Origin of the sequence: Bacillus paralicheniformis (assembly GCF_001042485.2) — a bacterium.
Taxonomy (GTDB): Bacteria; Bacillota; Bacilli; order Bacillales; family Bacillaceae; genus Bacillus; species Bacillus paralicheniformis.
Window position 1 is genome coordinate 207,810 of record NZ_LBMN02000036.1, and the last position, 15,162, is coordinate 222,971.

Below are 15,162 nucleotides of genomic sequence, written 5' to 3' on the forward strand. Positions count from 1 at the left end.
AACTCATATATTATATCAATTTCTAAAAAGATCACAACTGTAATTAAAAATGTTTCACAATCAAATAAAGGTCATCTCCTATTCCGTGGGCGATTCCGTCGAGAATGGCTTCAAGGTTTTTCGCGTACGTGTTCATTTCCTCGGGGGTGTCGCAGAAAAATGCAGCCGTCCCTCCGATCACTCGCTCTCGCCTTGTTGTGACGACGGCGAGGATGAATTTTTCGATTGATTCGCTCATTTTATCACCTTGCTGTGCTTTTCTTTAATAAATTCCATCGGTACGCGAATGGCGTTTTCCAGCGTCGGAACATCGCCGATGACCCTGATCGCCGTCTCCTTGTCCTTGATGACCGGAAGGACAAAAACCGCGACCCGCCCGTCATTCAAATCCCTTTTCGCCAGCGGCGAAAGAGAGGGTTCTCCGGAGTCTCGATACACGCCGAGCACATTGGAAACGTCGAATAAAATCGCCTGCCTTTGCCCGAGATTGGCAATGGTTACTGCGGAATTAAAATTTTTCGGTTTTAAAATAAAACCCATGCCGTGTTCCAAAATCAGCTTCTGTTTTTCAGGAAGCCCGATATTCATAATGTAAATATTGTCGACATAAAGGCCGGCTCCTTCAAAATGAGGCTTTTTATACTCTATATCGACGATGTCCTTAATAAAGCTTCCGGACATTAAGATCCTGCCCGAGATAAAACAGATGAAAGCTGCAGCAAGGCCTGCCCATACCGATGAAAACAGAATATATGCGAGGGTCGTCAGGAGCGATGTGAAAATGACAATGTAATTTCTGCTTTCAAAGGCGATCGCAATTCCTTCGATATACGTGCTGCCTCTTGAAACAAGTTCATAGCCGTCAAGCTGCGTCAATGTTTCGCGTTCCATATTCCGGACATCCCTGAATTGGGTTGCAGCCAGCGTTAAAAACGTAATCGCTGTATAATCCGATTTTAAGATCGACGGAATAATGATCGCTCCAATGCTGGCAGCGATCAAAGCCAGCGCAATATGTATTGTTTTCCCATGAAGATATGTAGGGTACTGGCGGTAGTCGGTTCGGAGCATGTACACTCTGACAACAATACCGGCGATAATTCCCAAGATGATCGGATAAGTATATTGGCTCATGACATTTTTGCTGCTCCTTTATTCAATCGCTTCCATTTGTGATAGAACTGATGCATCAGCCGTTCATACTGGGAGATTCCGTAAACGAGAACGATCCCCGCAGCGCACATTGACAGCCATGAATAACCGCCGGCTGCAATGTCTCCATAAAGCTTTCTGATGACGAATGTATACAAGAGCTCCCCCTGGCACGCACCGAGCACAAACATCCCGAGACGGGCGGCGAAGCTTCTTTCAAAAGCCGTCGTCATGATGACAAACAGAATGATGGTCAGCCATTCAGCCTTTAGGATAAACCAAACAGGGTCATATAATGCAAACAGAAACAAAAAACCGTAGGCGGACACCATCGACAAATGAAGCAGGAGCCGCTTGACGCTTTTATGAAGCCTTAAATAACCGCACAGCATGAAAGCTCCTATATAAAACGACAAATAGGCGGCATTAAAATGCAGAAAGAGCTGAATCTGATACATACTTAACATGATGTTGAGCAGAATAAATGCTGACGCATAAAAGCGAAAGCTGTTTTTCTCAAGAATAAAAGTCGTTAACACCCATAAAAACCACATTGACCAATAATAATAGAATTCTTCCATATGTTTTCGTCCTCCATTTTCAGTATGGAGTGACTTGAGATTTTTTAAACGTGCGATAAGGAGGGAACAGCGTTGGGAAAAGACAGGCAGGAAAAGAAGCTGAAACAGCAGAAGCGAACCGAATCCGACCGTGACCAGTCCATCAGCTACAATGGGGCCGCCTCTCTCGAAAGTGTGGAGGACGCACGGAAGCGAAACCCGTAAAAAAACCGGCTCATGAGAAGCCGGTTTTTTTAGCGCTTGCTGTAAACAAAGGGGTCAACACCCCTCGCTTTCAGCCAATGATATGTATCGCCCTTGATGACGAGCGGTGCTTTTTTCAACTGTTCAATCGTCCGGCACCCCAAGACGGTCATGATCCTTTTTAAATCTTCGATCAGGCTCTCGATTTCGGCGGCTAACGCCTCTTCTCCCGAAGCTGTCAGCACTTGGAGAAAATAGCCCGCCATCCCCGCCGCAGACGCACCCAGCGCTATCGATTTGGCCAGATCAAGGGCATCTTGAATGCCTCCGGATGCGATAATCGACTGATCGCCGAACAGAGAGCTGACTTCGGCCAGGCTGGCTGCTGTCGATATGCCCCATTGATCGAAAAACTGAACCGCTTTATCTCTGCGCAAATTTTCGATTTTCGAAAAATTCGTTCCTCCGAAACCGCCGACATCGACCGCCTGGACCCCGGCGTTAAAAAGCCGGGCCGCGGTGTCCCTGCTCATGCCAAAGCCCACTTCTTTTACGGCGACCGGTACGCTGACATTTCGGCAGATGTCTTCAATCCGGTGCAGGCGACCTGTAAAGCTGCGGTCGCCTTCAGGCATGACAATTTCCTGAATCACATTGAGGTGAATTTGAAGCATGTCGGCTTCAATCATGTCGACCGCCCGTTTGGCCTGATCCACCGTCGCTTCGCTCCCCAAATTGGCGAATACAAGACCCTTCTGATTTTCTTTTCTGACGATCTCGTATGAAGGACGTTCATCAGGGTCTTTCAAAGCGGACATTTGCGAGCCGACAGCGACCGGTATGCCCGTTTGTGCAGCCGCCCTCGCCAAAGCCCTGTTGATCTCAAACGTCGCCTTCCCGCCCCCGCCTGTCATCGCATTGATAAAAATAGGCGAACTTAAAAACAGTTCGCCTATTTTGGTTGAAGTATCAACTTGTGACAATTCCGTTTCCGGAAGGCTGACGTGAACAAACGTAATATCATCAAGCCCGGTCTGACGTTTCTGTCCGGTGGACAAGGCATGATCAATGTGTTCTTTTTTTCTTTTTGCTCGCGTCACCATCATCACCAAATTTTACTTTAATTTATTCAGTTTGTCTCCGATCATTTCACCAAGCTGGAATCCTGAAGACTCTTCCTTCGCCTGGTATTGACGGTAATCTTCCTGCTCTGCTTTATCGGTGTTTTCTTCAAGCTCTTTCATGCTTAAAGAAATGCGCTCTTCCTCTTCGTTGACGTCAAGAACTTTCACTTTAACGTCCTGGCCTTCCTCAAGGACTTCATGAGGTGTTCCGATGTGTTTGTTCGAGATTTGCGAAATGTGGACGAGGCCTTCAACTCCAGGCAGCACTTCGACAAACGCACCGAAGCTCACCAAGCGCTGGACTTTTCCGTCCAATACGTCTCCAGGCTTCACTTTTTCGCCGATGTTGGACCAAGGCCCAGGAAGCGTTTCTTTGATTGATAGCGAAATTCGCTCATTGTCGCGGTCGACGGACAGCACTTTGACTTTGACATCCTGGCCTTCTTCGACTACGTCTGACGGTTTTTCAACGTGTGAATGCGACAGCTGGGAGATGTGAACAAGACCGTCAATGCCGCCGATGTCAACGAAAGCACCGAAATCTGTCAGGCGCTGCACTTTTCCTTCAAGTACCTGTCCCGCTTCCAGCGTTTGAAGAAAATCCTGTTTTCTTTCCGACTGCTCTTTTTCAACAACCGCACGGTGTGATAAAATCACGCGGTTTTTATCTCTGTCAAGCTCAACGACGATTAAAGTAAGCGTCTTTCCTTTATAATCTGTAAAATCTTCAACAAAATGCGCCTCTACAAGCGATGCGGGAATGAATCCGCGCACGCCGATATCGACGACCAGACCGCCTTTGACGACGTCTTTTACTTCGGCTTCAAACACTTCTTTTGACTCAAACTTTTTCTCTAGGTCTTCCCAAGCGCGGTCTGCATCAACAGCACGTTTTGATAAAATCAATGCATCGTCTTCCACTTTTGTCACTTTTAATTCAAGCTCATCGTCTACATTGACGACATCTGATGCTTTTTCAACATGAAGACTTGATAATTCACTGATTGGGATAATTCCGGTTTGCTTGCAGTTGGGGATGTCAACATCGACATGCTTGTCCTCAACTTTCGTTACAATACCTTTCACCACATCTCCAACCTCTGGTACTTGAACATCAATTTGATTCATTTCCTCTGTCATTTCAATAACCTCCTTGGTCCAAACCTACACAGCTTTTGTAAAAACGGTTATTCCGGATGAATTGATATCCGATCCGGACAGCCGATATGTATTAAAGAACCATTCAAAAATGGATATTTGAATGTTCTAAAACATGATTTATTATTACTAACTTCTAATAAAAGCCTGTGTTTGTCAAGTCAAAACATGCAGACAATAAGTAATTTGCCCGGATTTTTTATTTTTGAGCCTTTTTGTCTACAACCTGCAGGATTTTTTCGGCCACCTCATCGATCGTCAGTGAAGTCGTATCGATTTCAAGCGCATCGTCCGCTTTTTTCAACGGCGAAATCTCGCGCTCTGAATCGAGTTTGTCACGGCGCCTGATTTCTTCTGCAAGCGTTTCATAGTTTACATTGTACCCTTTTTTGACGTTTTCTTCAAAGCGGCGTTTTGCCCGCTCTTCAACGGACGCCAAAAGAAATATTTTCACTTCCGCATTCGGGAGAACGTGGGTACCGATGTCGCGGCCGTCCATGACGACGCCGCCTTTTTCAGCCAGCTGCTGCTGCCTTTTCGTCATTTCTTCGCGGATCCCGGCGTATTTGGCGACGATTGAAACCTGGTTGCTCACGTCATCCGTGCGGATCGCCTCTGTTACATCTTCGCCTGCGATATAAACCTTCTGCTCCCCTTCAGGCGAAACCGTGAGATCGATGGCAGATTCTTTTAACAAGGCCGTCAACGCCGCTTCGTCGTTTAAATCGACGCCCTTTTTCAGCGCTAAATACGTAATCGCCCTGTACATGGCACCCGTATCGATATAAATATACGACTTTTTTCCGGCCACGATTTTAGCCACGGTGCTTTTTCCGGCTGCCGCAGGGCCGTCTATTGCAATGCATAATTTCTTTTCCATAATTCCTCTCCTTGCTATCTGGTACTCCTTATAGGATTGTATCATGTATCAGGCGAAAAAGGGGAGATTTTAGCGTGAATTTACGGCTTAAATGTCTCGATCCATTCGCCGATTTTCATGTTGTTCACGCCTTCATACTGCACAACTTTTGACAGATAAGGCTCAGCCTTGGAGAAATGAAAAAGAAGCTGCACGCTGATTAATATGACCGCCTGTACGACAAGAATCTTAAATAATAACCGTTCAATTGTTTTCATAACATTCCTCCGCTGCCCGGAAAGTTTATGGCACCGGGCATGTTCAATTTTCACCGGCGGACGTTCCGCCCATACGTTCAGTATGGAAATGTTTAGGACGAATTATTCCGAATGCTAAAAAGGAAAAGGCATGTATCCGCCTTTTCCCTCTGATCTATCGTTTTACAAATCGTTATATATCGGTTCTGCACTTTTCATTTTTTGGACCTTCTCTTCCGTGCCGTCTTCGGTATTGATAAACATGCGGAATGTATCGTTTTCAATCGTGCCGAGAATTTCGTAGCAGAGCACTTCTTGTGAAAGCTCGTTTGTGACTAAAGCAAGGCGCGTCTCCTGAACCTTTACGTTGGGATTCAGGCTTGCTTTCGCTTTTTCAAGCGTTAATTTCGGCTTCGGCAAGTCTCTTTTTTTATGGGAGATTAAGAAATCCTTTGCATTAAATCCGGTAATTTCGCCGTCGTCAAGCGCGACCTTGATGCGGATGCTGTCCGGATAGAGCCAGACGCCGTCCTGGACCGGAACAAACGAAAATACGCCGACGCCGTCGTATTGCGAGCTTTCATCCATCTTCAGGTCTTCGGTTTTATAGCCGTTTTTTTTCAAAAATTGAAGGGCTTTGTTCGACGCGTCGTTCAGGCTGATTTTTTCATCTTTAATTTTTTTGTTTTGGATCAGATAAACCGGATATCCGCCTTTTTCGGTAATGTCCATATAAATATCCGCTTTTTGATCAGGGTCCTGCATGCTGATGCTGTATACATCCCTGTTCGTTTTCTTGCCGCTTTTCGACACTTTGATATTGTAATTTTTGTCCTGAGCGAATTTTTGGGCAATCTTGCGCGCTTCTTTTTCGGTTATTCTCTTGCCTTTTAAATGGTCGTACCCTTGCTGCTCTTTTTTCGTGTTCGTCATCTCTGTCGCGCTTAAATCCGTATCAGAAAACGCACTTGCGCTTTTTTCAACGGTTTTAAATCCATTAATGATCGTATTGTCGCTTTGTTTTTGGCCGGACGCGAGCGCAAGCTCCACATCCATCCATCTCAGATTTTTGTCTATAATCAAATGCTGGACATTACGCAATTCATTTTGTATATCCTTTGAATTTTCATATAGCTGATTTAAAGAAGCGTACTCTTTTTTATTAAGCGGCTCTTTGTCAAGGTCGCGCACGGCAGCTTTGTAGCTGAAATCTCCGACCTTTGCCAAAAATTCTTCTGTCTTGTTAAACGGCATTAAGGTCAGCGGCAGCTGGCTGACATTGTTATGCGCTTCAGAAGTCGTCTTCCATACTTCCGCCAAGGCGGGAGACAGGGTTTTTTTGCTGTTCATCGCAAGTGTGCTCCCGATTTTGTCATGCAGCTGATCCACCTGATAAGTTAAATCGTGAAATGCCCTTTGATAGTTGTTTTCGGCATGAAGCAAAACGGCGTCTTTCTCCTGATGTTCCTTATAGCCCCAATAGCTTGTTCCGACGATGGCGACACCTAAAAGGGCGATTAAAATTCCTCTGATCATTTATAGCACCTCGCTTTTATTCACAGAAAATGTGTTTACCGATCCTTTTAATTTGTGGTCTGCCCCAAATCCATGAGCTAGTGGCCGTGTCAGGGTTAAAGTAGTAAGTCGCATTTTCTGACGGATCCCAGCCATTGATGGCGTCAAGAACGGCTTTTTTCGCCGTTTCATCCGGGGTCATGTAAATCTGTCCATCCGCGACAGCTGTAAATGCAAGCGGTTCAAAGATAACACCAGCCACCGTGTTCGGGAAGGTAGGGCTGTCGAGCCTGTTTAAAATAACGGCTGCAACAGCAACCTGGCCGTCATACGGTTCTCCGCGCGCTTCACCGTAAACCGCTTGGGCCAACAGATTAATGTCGTTGTTCGAGAAACCGCCCGGCATGTTGGCTGCAACGGCATCCTGTTTTTTAGGCGCCTGCTGTTTAGGTGCAGCCTTTGGCTGCGCTTGTTTTTTCGGCTGTGCAGGAGCGGCCTGCTGCTTTTGCTGCGGCTGCTTTTGGGCAGTGCCCTGCTGCTGTGCGCCCTGCTGCTGTCTTGCTTCCGCCTTTTTTCTCGCCTGCTGCTGCACTTCTTTTGAAGGCTTCGTCTGATACTTTAGCGGCAGTCCGCCGTAATGTGTAAATTGGTTTCCTTTTCGAAGTTGTCTGTGCACGTAGTCGCTGTAATATTTAGTATGATTGATTAAAAATCGTTTTGTTTTCGGCCCGACCAGGCCGTCTGTATCCTTTAAGCCGAACTGATTTTGGAAATTGCGGACGGCCCAGTATGTCGCCCATCCGTATACTCCGTCAATTCTGCCATTGTAATAGCCGTTGTATTGAAGCCTTGCCTGCAGTTCAATCACATCATCCCCTGTCGCCCCCCGCTGTATTACCTGTTCAGAAAAGGCAGCGCTTTTTTGACTGAATGGAAGTGAAAGACTGGTTGCCATAATGGTACATAAAATGACATTCAAACAAAAAGAACCTTTCGACTTCATGTTTTAAGCCTCCTCCAGCATTTTTGTACCCATATCTTTTGTAGAGAGGCAGATTTTATACACGCTTTCCTTTCTGTTTCAACTTTAGGTAAATATGCCGGACAGAAAATGAAAAAAACCGCCTATGCTCGAGGCGGCTATTGCTGAAGAGACTGCCCGCCGGCTTTGACGGAACGGGCTTTTTTTGCTTTGCGCAAGCCGAACCACCAAAGAAACGCCATAAAGGGCAGCATAAAATAAATCCAGTTTTTTAAGGCAAGCAGAATATAATCGTAGAGACCGTGAAGCAAAGCCGGAATAAAAAGCGAGCAGAACAGCCATTTCATCTTTGTTTTACTTGAGGAAAAACGGGCTTTGCCGATGTAAAAGCCCATGATCACTCCGAATAAGGCATGGCTGGAAACCGGAAGCAAAGCGCGCATAAAAGCGTACTCCACCCCGTTCCCGATGAGATACAATATATTTTCAAGCGTCGCAAACCCCAATGAAAGGCTTGTCCCGTATACGATTCCGTCATAGTGTTCATCAAAGTCGATATGCTGAAAAGTGCTGACCATCAGCAAAAACCATTTTAAAAATTCTTCCAAAAAGCCGGAAGTTAAAAATGAAACGACAAAACTGCCCTCAGAAATGTGTTCTTTTTCCAATACATACTGGATAAACATCGTCGGAAAAACGAGCAAAACCCCCAGTATAAAAAGGCGGATGACCATATGAATGGGCTCGGATTCATATTTTTCCTTTAAGTAAAAATACATTAACAGTGCGATTCCGGGAGCTAAGCCTGCTGAGATAATTCCGAACATGAGGAAACCTCTTTCCTTTTCATCTCATTCTATCCTACCATGATTCGGATTGTTTTGAAATTGAAAAAGAACAAGCCGCCTAGTAGCAGAATTTGTCTTTTATGCCTTCTTCATAGCTTGCAAGAAGGACGGCGAGTTTCATTCTCGCTTTTTTACTGTCATAATCCTTGCCTAAGATGACCCCTTTTTTCGCGAGGTCATAGCTGCTGCCCGCATAGTCATAGGTCGTATACACTTCGCCTTCCTCTGCACTCGTCGTGATGACGATATAAACGCCCTGATTTAAAGCTTGTTCAATATCGCCCATCATATTCGGCGGCACCTGTCCCCTTCCGACTCCTTCAAGGACGATCCCTGCTGCACCCTCGCGGACGGCGGCTCTGATAAACTTGCCGTCTCCATCTAGATAGCATTTGACGATGTCCACTTCAGGAAGCGGTCTTTGCAGCTGATGAACATCCCGCTTTAAGGGCTTTTGATAAACGTATACTTTATCATTGTCAATAATACCCAAGTAACCGAAGCCGAATACGTCAAAACCCTGCAGATTCGAAGCGTGCACTTTTTTAACGTAGCGCGCGTTAAAGATCCTCTCGTTAAAAACAACGACCGTGCCGGCTCCTTTTATATCTGGGCTGCACGCTGTATAAACGGCGTGTCTGATATTTGTATATGCATCTGTCCCTTGCTGCTCGGGGGCTCGCTGTGAACCTGTGACAACGACCGGCCTCTCATCCTGCAAGGTTAAATCCAAAAAATAAGCGGTTTCTTCAAGCGTGTCCGTCCCATGCGTCACAACCGCGCCGTCATAGCTGCCGTCCTGAAAAACGCGTTCGACGGTTTGTTTGAGTTCTAGTAAATGCTGAAATGTAATATGCATACTCGGAAGCTGAAACGCCGGATAGACATCGATCTGGACATCTTCCGGCAGGCTGCACATTTCGGCTAATTCAGGACCGCTGATCGCCCCTGCCGCAAGCCTGCCGCTTTCGGTTTTCCGGCTGGCGATCGTTCCTCCCGTTGTAATAAGAGCTACTTTCTTTTCCATGTCAGGCTGCCCCTTTTCGTGTTGATCTGTGTGCCGATAAAAAAGAGAGCACATCTATATATAGAATATGCTCTCTTTTGCCTGATACAAATCATAAAATATCGGTTTTATATTCGTTTAGCAATTTCAGCTGCAATTAAGCCGCCGTGAAAACGTCCGTTTTCAATAAAGATTTCATTTGCGTTGTTCCCGGCCGCAATAACGCCGGCGATGAAGATGCCTTCTTCGTTCGTCTCCATCGTTTCTTCATTAAAGGAAGGACGGCCCGAATCCGCGTCAATTTCGACTCCCATTTTTTGAAGGAAGCCGTGATCAGGGTGATAGCCTGTCATAGCGAATACAAAATCATTTTTAATCTTGGTCTCTTTTCCGTCGACAGAAAAAATCAGCTCGTCTTCCGTAATTTCTTTGACGACCGCTCGGAATTCCATTCTGATTTTTCCGTGCTTAACAAGCGAAAGGAATTCGGGAAGGATCCACGGTTTGATGCTGGAGGAATATTCGTTCCCTCTGTACAGCACGGTCACTCTTGCGCCTGCTTTAACGAGCTCCATCGCCGCGTCGACGCTTGAATTTTTCCCGCCGATAACCGCAACATCTTTATCAAAATACGGATGAGCCTCTTTAAAATAATGGAATACTTTCGGAAGGTCTTCTCCCGGGACGTTCATATAGTTCGGGTTGTCATAATATCCCGTTGCGATAACGCAAAATGACGACAAATACGTATCCTTTGATGTTTCCACGATAAATTGGTTATTCTCTGTTTTTGTTACGGATTGAACTTTCTCAAACGCGTTGATCCGCAAATTTTTCCGCTTGGCGACTTCCCTGTAATAAGAAAGCGCCTGATTTCTGACCGGCTTGTGATTTTCAGTAATAAAAGCCACATCGCCAATCTCCAGTTTTTCGCTTGAGCTGAAAAAGGTTTGGTGTGTAGGATATTGATAAATGCTGTTGACGATGTTTCCTTTTTCAATGACGAGTGCATCTATTCCGATCTCTTGCATGTGAATAGCTGCTGAAAGCCCGCAGGGGCCGCCGCCGATAATGATCACTTTTTCTTCTTTCATGTTCCGTTCATCTCCTGTCATATCCGGCAAATCAAAAAATCTCCTATTTTATGATAGGAGATTTTTTGGGTTGTTGCAAATGTTTGAACCTATATCCAGCCTCTGAAGCGGGATGCTTCCGCCATCTTGCGGACGCCCACCATATAGGCTGCAAGCCGCATGTCGATTCTGCGGTTGTGCGCCATTTCGTAAATATTGTTGAACGACTTGACCATCATTTTTTCCAAACGTTCTTCAACTTCTTCTTCAGTCCAGTAGAATCCCTGGTTGTTTTGCACCCACTCAAAATAGGATACGGTTACACCGCCGGCGCTTGCCAGCACGTCCGGTACAAGAAGAATGCCGCGGTCGGAAAGAATTTTCGTCGCTTCGAGCGTCGTCGGGCCGTTGGCTGCTTCAACAACGATTTTCGCCTTGATGTTATGGGCGTTTTCCGCAGTAATTTGATTTTCTATTGCAGCCGGCACCAGAATGTCGCATTCCAGCTCCAGCAGTTCTTTGTTTGTAATGGTGTCATTAAACAGCTTTGTGACCGTTCCAAAGCTGTCCCGGCGGTCAAGCAGGTAATCGATGTCAAGCCCTTCAGGATCATACAGGCCGCCGTATGCATCAGAAATGCCGACAACTTTTGCACCCGCGTCATACATGAATTTCGCAAGGTAGCTTCCCGCGTTTCCGAACCCCTGCACGACGACAGAAGCTCCCTCAATGTCGATGTCTTTCTTTTTCGCCGCCTCTTTAATGCAGATTGTAACCCCTTTTGCTGTCGCAGATTCTCTGCCGTGAGAACCACCTAAAACGAGCGGTTTGCCGGTAATGAAGCCCGGCGAGTTGAATTCGTCGATTCTTGAATATTCGTCCATCATCCATGCCATGATTTGAGAATTGGTAAATACATCGGGAGCCGGCACGTCTTTTGTCGGTCCGACAATTTGGCTGATCGCCCGGACGTACCCTCTGCTTAAACGTTCCAGTTCAGGAAAGGACATATCCCGCGGATCACAGATGATCCCGCCCTTTCCGCCTCCATATGGAAGGTCGATGATGCCGCATTTCAGACTCATCCAAATAGAAAGCGCTTTAACTTCTTTTTCTGTAACTCCCGGATGAAAACGGATGCCGCCTTTTGTCGGCCCTACTGCATCATTGTGTTGGGCTCGGTAGCCCGTGAAAATCTTAACAGATCCATCGTCCATGCGAACCGGAATTTTCACCGTTAAAAAACGGATCGGTTCTTTTAGTAATTCATACACCTCTTCAGGATACCCCAATTTTTCAAGCGCCTTATGTATCACCGTTTGCGTTGATTTCAAAACGTCATGTGTGTTTTCTTCAGTATGACCGGTGTTTTGATCGGCTACCATTATAAGTTAACCTCCTAAAGTCTTTCTGGCATGTTGTCCTTTCAGAGAATAGTATACACCCTTGCACTAATCATGCAAAGAACAATCAACCATTTTTCGTGAAAATATTCGAGAAAAATCTTTTTTGTTATATTCTTATTTTCGGCAGAAAAAAACTGCTGTTTAACACAGCAGAATATCTTTTTTGAATGCGGGCTATTTGAAATATGTCTGAATGGTCTGAACGGCATTGTTTTCCATGATTTTCTTTCCGTATTCCTGAAGCCTGTAAATCGTTAAAGTCGTCGGATTCCCATATTCGGCTAAAATCGAAATCACGCCGTCAGCCTCATGGGAGTCAAAATCGTCGAGACTTAAGAAATATCTGTCTTCATAGTGGTAGACTGTCCCGCCTTGAATACCGATGCGGTCCAGGTTTTTGGAAAGTTCAATCAGATGCTCAAACGTTTGAAATTCATATATAATGTCAACACTTTCGCCAAGTTTGACTTGCATTTCAATATAGTCCTCATCATACTCATTATCGTCTTCATCTGTTTCTTGATTTTTTGTGACAATGATGACCATTCCCTGTGCTTGAAGAGAATACACTTCAACAGCGATTGGGCCATTCGCTTCGAACCCGAGCTCTGTATTCGCTTCGTTCATCATGTCTTTAAACAGCTGCTGAACTTTAAATGAGTCTTTCCAAAGGTCTTCTTTCGTCAGCCCCCGGTCTGTCAGATCGTCAAGTGTCAGAAAGATTTTGATCTTATTATAATTTAGACGCTCAAGCCGCATAACGTTCCCTCCTGCCTCTTCTTGCACACATCATATATCTTATTATATGGAGATGATGAGTCATAGGTTCTTAATTTTGATACCAGTTTACACTGTGTTTGGGCGGAAGACAAGCACAATGCCGCCTTTTCGTTCCTTTTCAGTGAAAAAGCATCAGTTTCCGTCCATGCAGGGTCCCGGGACCAGCTTAATCAGATGGGTTTCCGGCCTCGCTCCCAGCCGCAGCGGAAGCTTCGATGTGCCATAGCCGTTGCTGATCAAGTACGGCGCCTGATGAACGGTTCCGTTTCCTCCGATTTCACAGAGCCCGAATCTGCCGAGGCGAATCTGTCCTCCGTGGGTATGACCGCTCAATATGAGATCAATACCGTCCGTCTCCTGTATTTGATGATGAATCTCCGGATTATGTGACACAAGGATGGTCGGAAAATCCTGTTGCACGCCTCTGAGCGCTGCCGGGTAATCATCCAATTCGAGCCTGATGTCATCCACTCCGCAAATATTGACGGCTTGTCCTTGATGGTCATGCAAAACCGAAGCATTGCGCAAAGGCGTTACGCCGTGTGCCCTGAATATTTCCTGCAGCCTTTCCTGATCAACTTCATAATCGTTATTTCCCCATACAAAATACGTTTTTCCCAAACTTGAAAGCCTTTTGATATTTTCTTCAATTCTCGAATAAGGAACGCCGCCCTCCGCTAAGTCGCCGCCGATCAAGACGAGCTGAACCCCGTGTTCTTTCACTTCACGAATAATGTCTTCACTGACTGTCCGCCTATGAATATCCGAAATAAAAAAGACGGTCAATTCGTTATTTAGGCGCCTGAGCAAAAACTCGGCTTTCAATACCCGGTTTTCTCGTGCGATACCTGACATTTTCCACACTAAAGCAGCAAAACCGATGAAAACGGCCGAAGCCAGACTGAGCCAATAGATCATGTGCATTCTCCAATCTGTTTTGTTTATCATAAGACGGCTTTATGCAAAAAGACGTTTCTTTTAATAAGAAAACGTCTTTTTTATTTGCTTTCGAAATAAAGATTAATGTCATACTGCTGTTTCATGATCTTAAAAACCGTTTCCCTTGATTTCCACTCTTCAGGCTGGGGCCATAAATCCGTGCTTTTCTGAATAATCTCGCATCTCAGCTTATGAAATTCCCCTTCTGCTTTTTCTTCCTTCTTTTTAAAATAGTAAGCGGTGCTGTATGCAAAAGCGGCCGACAAAATCCAAAGCAGGTAGACGGAGTCATTCAGCAAGCCGGAAAGGAAGCCGTTTTGCCCGAGCCCTTTTGACGCTGCAAACAAACAAAACGAAACCGCGCATATCGCCGCCAGCGCCTGCCACCTGAATGTCTGTCTGGCATAGTTTTCGTACTTTTTCTTCCTTTTAATTAAGGCGCGGAGCATTTGTTTCGTCGGTTCGTCCGTAAAACGGTTCAGCTCTTCAAGCTCGCTTCCCACAGTCCTCACACCTTGTCCTATTTGATAGTACAATGTATATGTATTCGCGGGCAAAATGATGCCATTGTTAATAAATCGGGATATTCAGAATCTGGCCGGTGTAGACATTGTTGCCTGATAATTGATTATAATTGCGGATTTTTTCCTCTCCTGACCGGTTCTTATAATATTTCATCGAAATCCGATAGAGCGTCTCTTTTTCGCCAACCGTGTGCTTCAGCACCTTTTTGGGCTGCGGCGCTTGCTGAACGGGCGGCGTTTGAGCTGCGCTTGCCGTTTTCTTCTCTTGTTTCGCAGGCTGCTTCGGCGCGGTAGGCTTCTTTGCAGCGACAGGCTTCTCCTCAGCTTTTTTTGCCTCTTTAGGCTGCTCTTTTTCCTTTTGCTCGTCTTTTTTTGACGGTTCATTCTCTTTATTTTCCGATTGTTTGCTCTCTTTCAGCTTTTCTTCTTGAAGGGCGGCGGCTGTATGCTGCGAAGCCGCCTTTTGATCCGCTTCTTGTTCACCGTTTTGATTTTCATTCGTCATTCCCGTCTCACCGGATTTGTTTTCATAAAACACATTATCATACTGATCAGAGTTGGAATCGCCGCCTTTGTCTTGGTTCAGCATGTACATAAACACCACGAAGACGATGATCGGAATGAAAACAAACATGACTGCAAGTGACGTGAATAGCGGATTTCTGTCTTTATTCTTTTTTTTGCTGTGCTTCTTTTTTTTGTGATACGTCTGCCTGGAAGGAATGTCATCATCAGGTGTCTTCAGTTCAACAGCCGCGGCCGCCTCCCGGCTCAT

General features: G+C 45.6%; 18 protein-coding genes. 1 reads left to right on the forward strand and 17 read right to left on the reverse strand.

Going from position 1 to position 15,162, the window contains the following annotated elements; genetic code table 11:
• Positions 1–43: 43 nt before the first annotated feature.
• Genes ACH97_RS20010 through ACH97_RS20020 form a run of 3 tightly spaced genes read right to left on the reverse strand, consistent with a single transcriptional unit; the run spans position 44 to position 1,733 of the window.
• On the reverse strand, positions 44–238 hold the full coding sequence (locus ACH97_RS20010) for a capping complex subunit for YIEGIA (RefSeq protein WP_023857457.1): 195 nt from the start codon (positions 236–238) through the stop codon (positions 44–46).
• Positions 235–1,134, reverse strand: coding sequence for a YIEGIA family protein (locus ACH97_RS20015; protein WP_020451970.1), 900 nt, complete (start codon positions 1,132–1,134; stop codon positions 235–237). The genes ACH97_RS20010 and ACH97_RS20015 overlap by 4 nt, the downstream gene beginning before the upstream one ends.
• Positions 1,131–1,733, reverse strand: a complete 603-nt coding sequence (locus ACH97_RS20020) for a YphA family membrane protein (protein ID WP_048350064.1) — start codon at positions 1,731–1,733, stop codon at positions 1,131–1,133. Before ACH97_RS20020 ends, ACH97_RS20015 begins: the two co-directional genes overlap by 4 nt.
• A 72-nt stretch (positions 1,734–1,805) precedes the next feature.
• On the opposite strand from ACH97_RS20020, the gene ACH97_RS23220 reads away from it, so the two are divergent.
• Entirely contained in the window at positions 1,806–1,937 is a 132-nt protein-coding gene (locus ACH97_RS23220; RefSeq protein WP_075213454.1) for a YpzI family protein, read from the forward strand.
• Positions 1,938–1,966: 29 nt separating this feature from the next.
• Here ACH97_RS23220 and fni read toward each other — a convergent pair whose 3' ends face one another.
• The 14 genes from fni to ACH97_RS20085 form a co-directional block, all read right to left on the reverse strand.
• Positions 1,967–3,016, reverse strand: coding sequence for a type 2 isopentenyl-diphosphate Delta-isomerase (gene fni / locus ACH97_RS20025; RefSeq protein WP_173636689.1), 1,050 nt, complete (start codon positions 3,014–3,016; stop codon positions 1,967–1,969).
• 15 nt (positions 3,017–3,031) lie between these two features.
• The gene (gene rpsA / locus ACH97_RS20030; protein WP_023857460.1) at positions 3,032–4,180 is read right to left on the reverse strand and encodes a 30S ribosomal protein S1; all 1,149 of its coding nucleotides are present in this window, start codon (positions 4,178–4,180) and stop codon (positions 3,032–3,034) included.
• Positions 4,181–4,397: 217 nt separating this feature from the next.
• Complete coding sequence (cmk, locus tag ACH97_RS20035) at positions 4,398–5,078, reverse strand: (d)CMP kinase (protein WP_025811219.1); 681 nt, start codon at positions 5,076–5,078, stop codon at positions 4,398–4,400.
• A gap of 80 nt (positions 5,079–5,158) precedes the next feature.
• A complete protein-coding gene (locus ACH97_RS23635) occupies positions 5,159–5,335 on the reverse strand; it encodes a YpfB family protein (RefSeq protein WP_023857462.1) in 177 nt (58 codons plus the stop codon).
• Between the two features lie 162 nt (positions 5,336–5,497).
• Complete coding sequence (gene ypeB / locus ACH97_RS20040; RefSeq protein ID WP_023857463.1) at positions 5,498–6,850, reverse strand: germination protein YpeB; 1,353 nt, start codon at positions 6,848–6,850, stop codon at positions 5,498–5,500.
• A gap of 16 nt (positions 6,851–6,866) precedes the next feature.
• Positions 6,867–7,784 (reverse strand): spore cortex-lytic enzyme, encoded by a 918-nt coding sequence (gene sleB, locus ACH97_RS20045; protein ID WP_371268733.1) that lies wholly within the window; start codon positions 7,782–7,784, stop codon positions 6,867–6,869.
• Positions 7,785–7,969: 185 nt separating this feature from the next.
• On the reverse strand, positions 7,970–8,638 hold the full coding sequence (prsW, locus tag ACH97_RS20050; protein ID WP_048350047.1) for a glutamic-type intramembrane protease PrsW: 669 nt from the start codon (positions 8,636–8,638) through the stop codon (positions 7,970–7,972).
• Positions 8,639–8,717: 79 nt separating this feature from the next.
• A complete protein-coding gene (locus ACH97_RS20055; protein WP_048350046.1) occupies positions 8,718–9,686 on the reverse strand; it encodes an asparaginase in 969 nt (322 codons plus the stop codon).
• Positions 9,687–9,793: 107 nt separating this feature from the next.
• Positions 9,794–10,759: a YpdA family putative bacillithiol disulfide reductase gene (locus tag ACH97_RS20060; RefSeq protein WP_048350049.1), complete on the reverse strand. Its 966-nt coding sequence runs from the start codon at positions 10,757–10,759 to the stop codon at positions 9,794–9,796.
• An 89-nt stretch (positions 10,760–10,848) separates the two neighbouring features.
• On the reverse strand, positions 10,849–12,123 hold the full coding sequence (locus tag ACH97_RS20065; RefSeq protein WP_020451980.1) for a Glu/Leu/Phe/Val family dehydrogenase: 1,275 nt from the start codon (positions 12,121–12,123) through the stop codon (positions 10,849–10,851).
• A gap of 195 nt (positions 12,124–12,318) precedes the next feature.
• On the reverse strand, positions 12,319–12,903 hold the full coding sequence (locus ACH97_RS20070) for a genetic competence negative regulator (protein WP_020451981.1): 585 nt from the start codon (positions 12,901–12,903) through the stop codon (positions 12,319–12,321).
• Positions 12,904–13,056: 153 nt separating this feature from the next.
• Positions 13,057–13,842, reverse strand: coding sequence for a metallophosphoesterase (locus ACH97_RS20075; protein WP_035338511.1), 786 nt, complete (start codon positions 13,840–13,842; stop codon positions 13,057–13,059).
• Positions 13,843–13,922: 80 nt separating this feature from the next.
• Positions 13,923–14,312: a YpbF family protein gene (locus tag ACH97_RS20080; RefSeq protein ID WP_229029999.1), complete on the reverse strand. Its 390-nt coding sequence runs from the start codon at positions 14,310–14,312 to the stop codon at positions 13,923–13,925.
• A gap of 121 nt (positions 14,313–14,433) precedes the next feature.
• Complete coding sequence (locus ACH97_RS20085) at positions 14,434–15,162, reverse strand: LysM peptidoglycan-binding domain-containing protein (RefSeq protein ID WP_025811217.1); 729 nt, start codon at positions 15,160–15,162, stop codon at positions 14,434–14,436.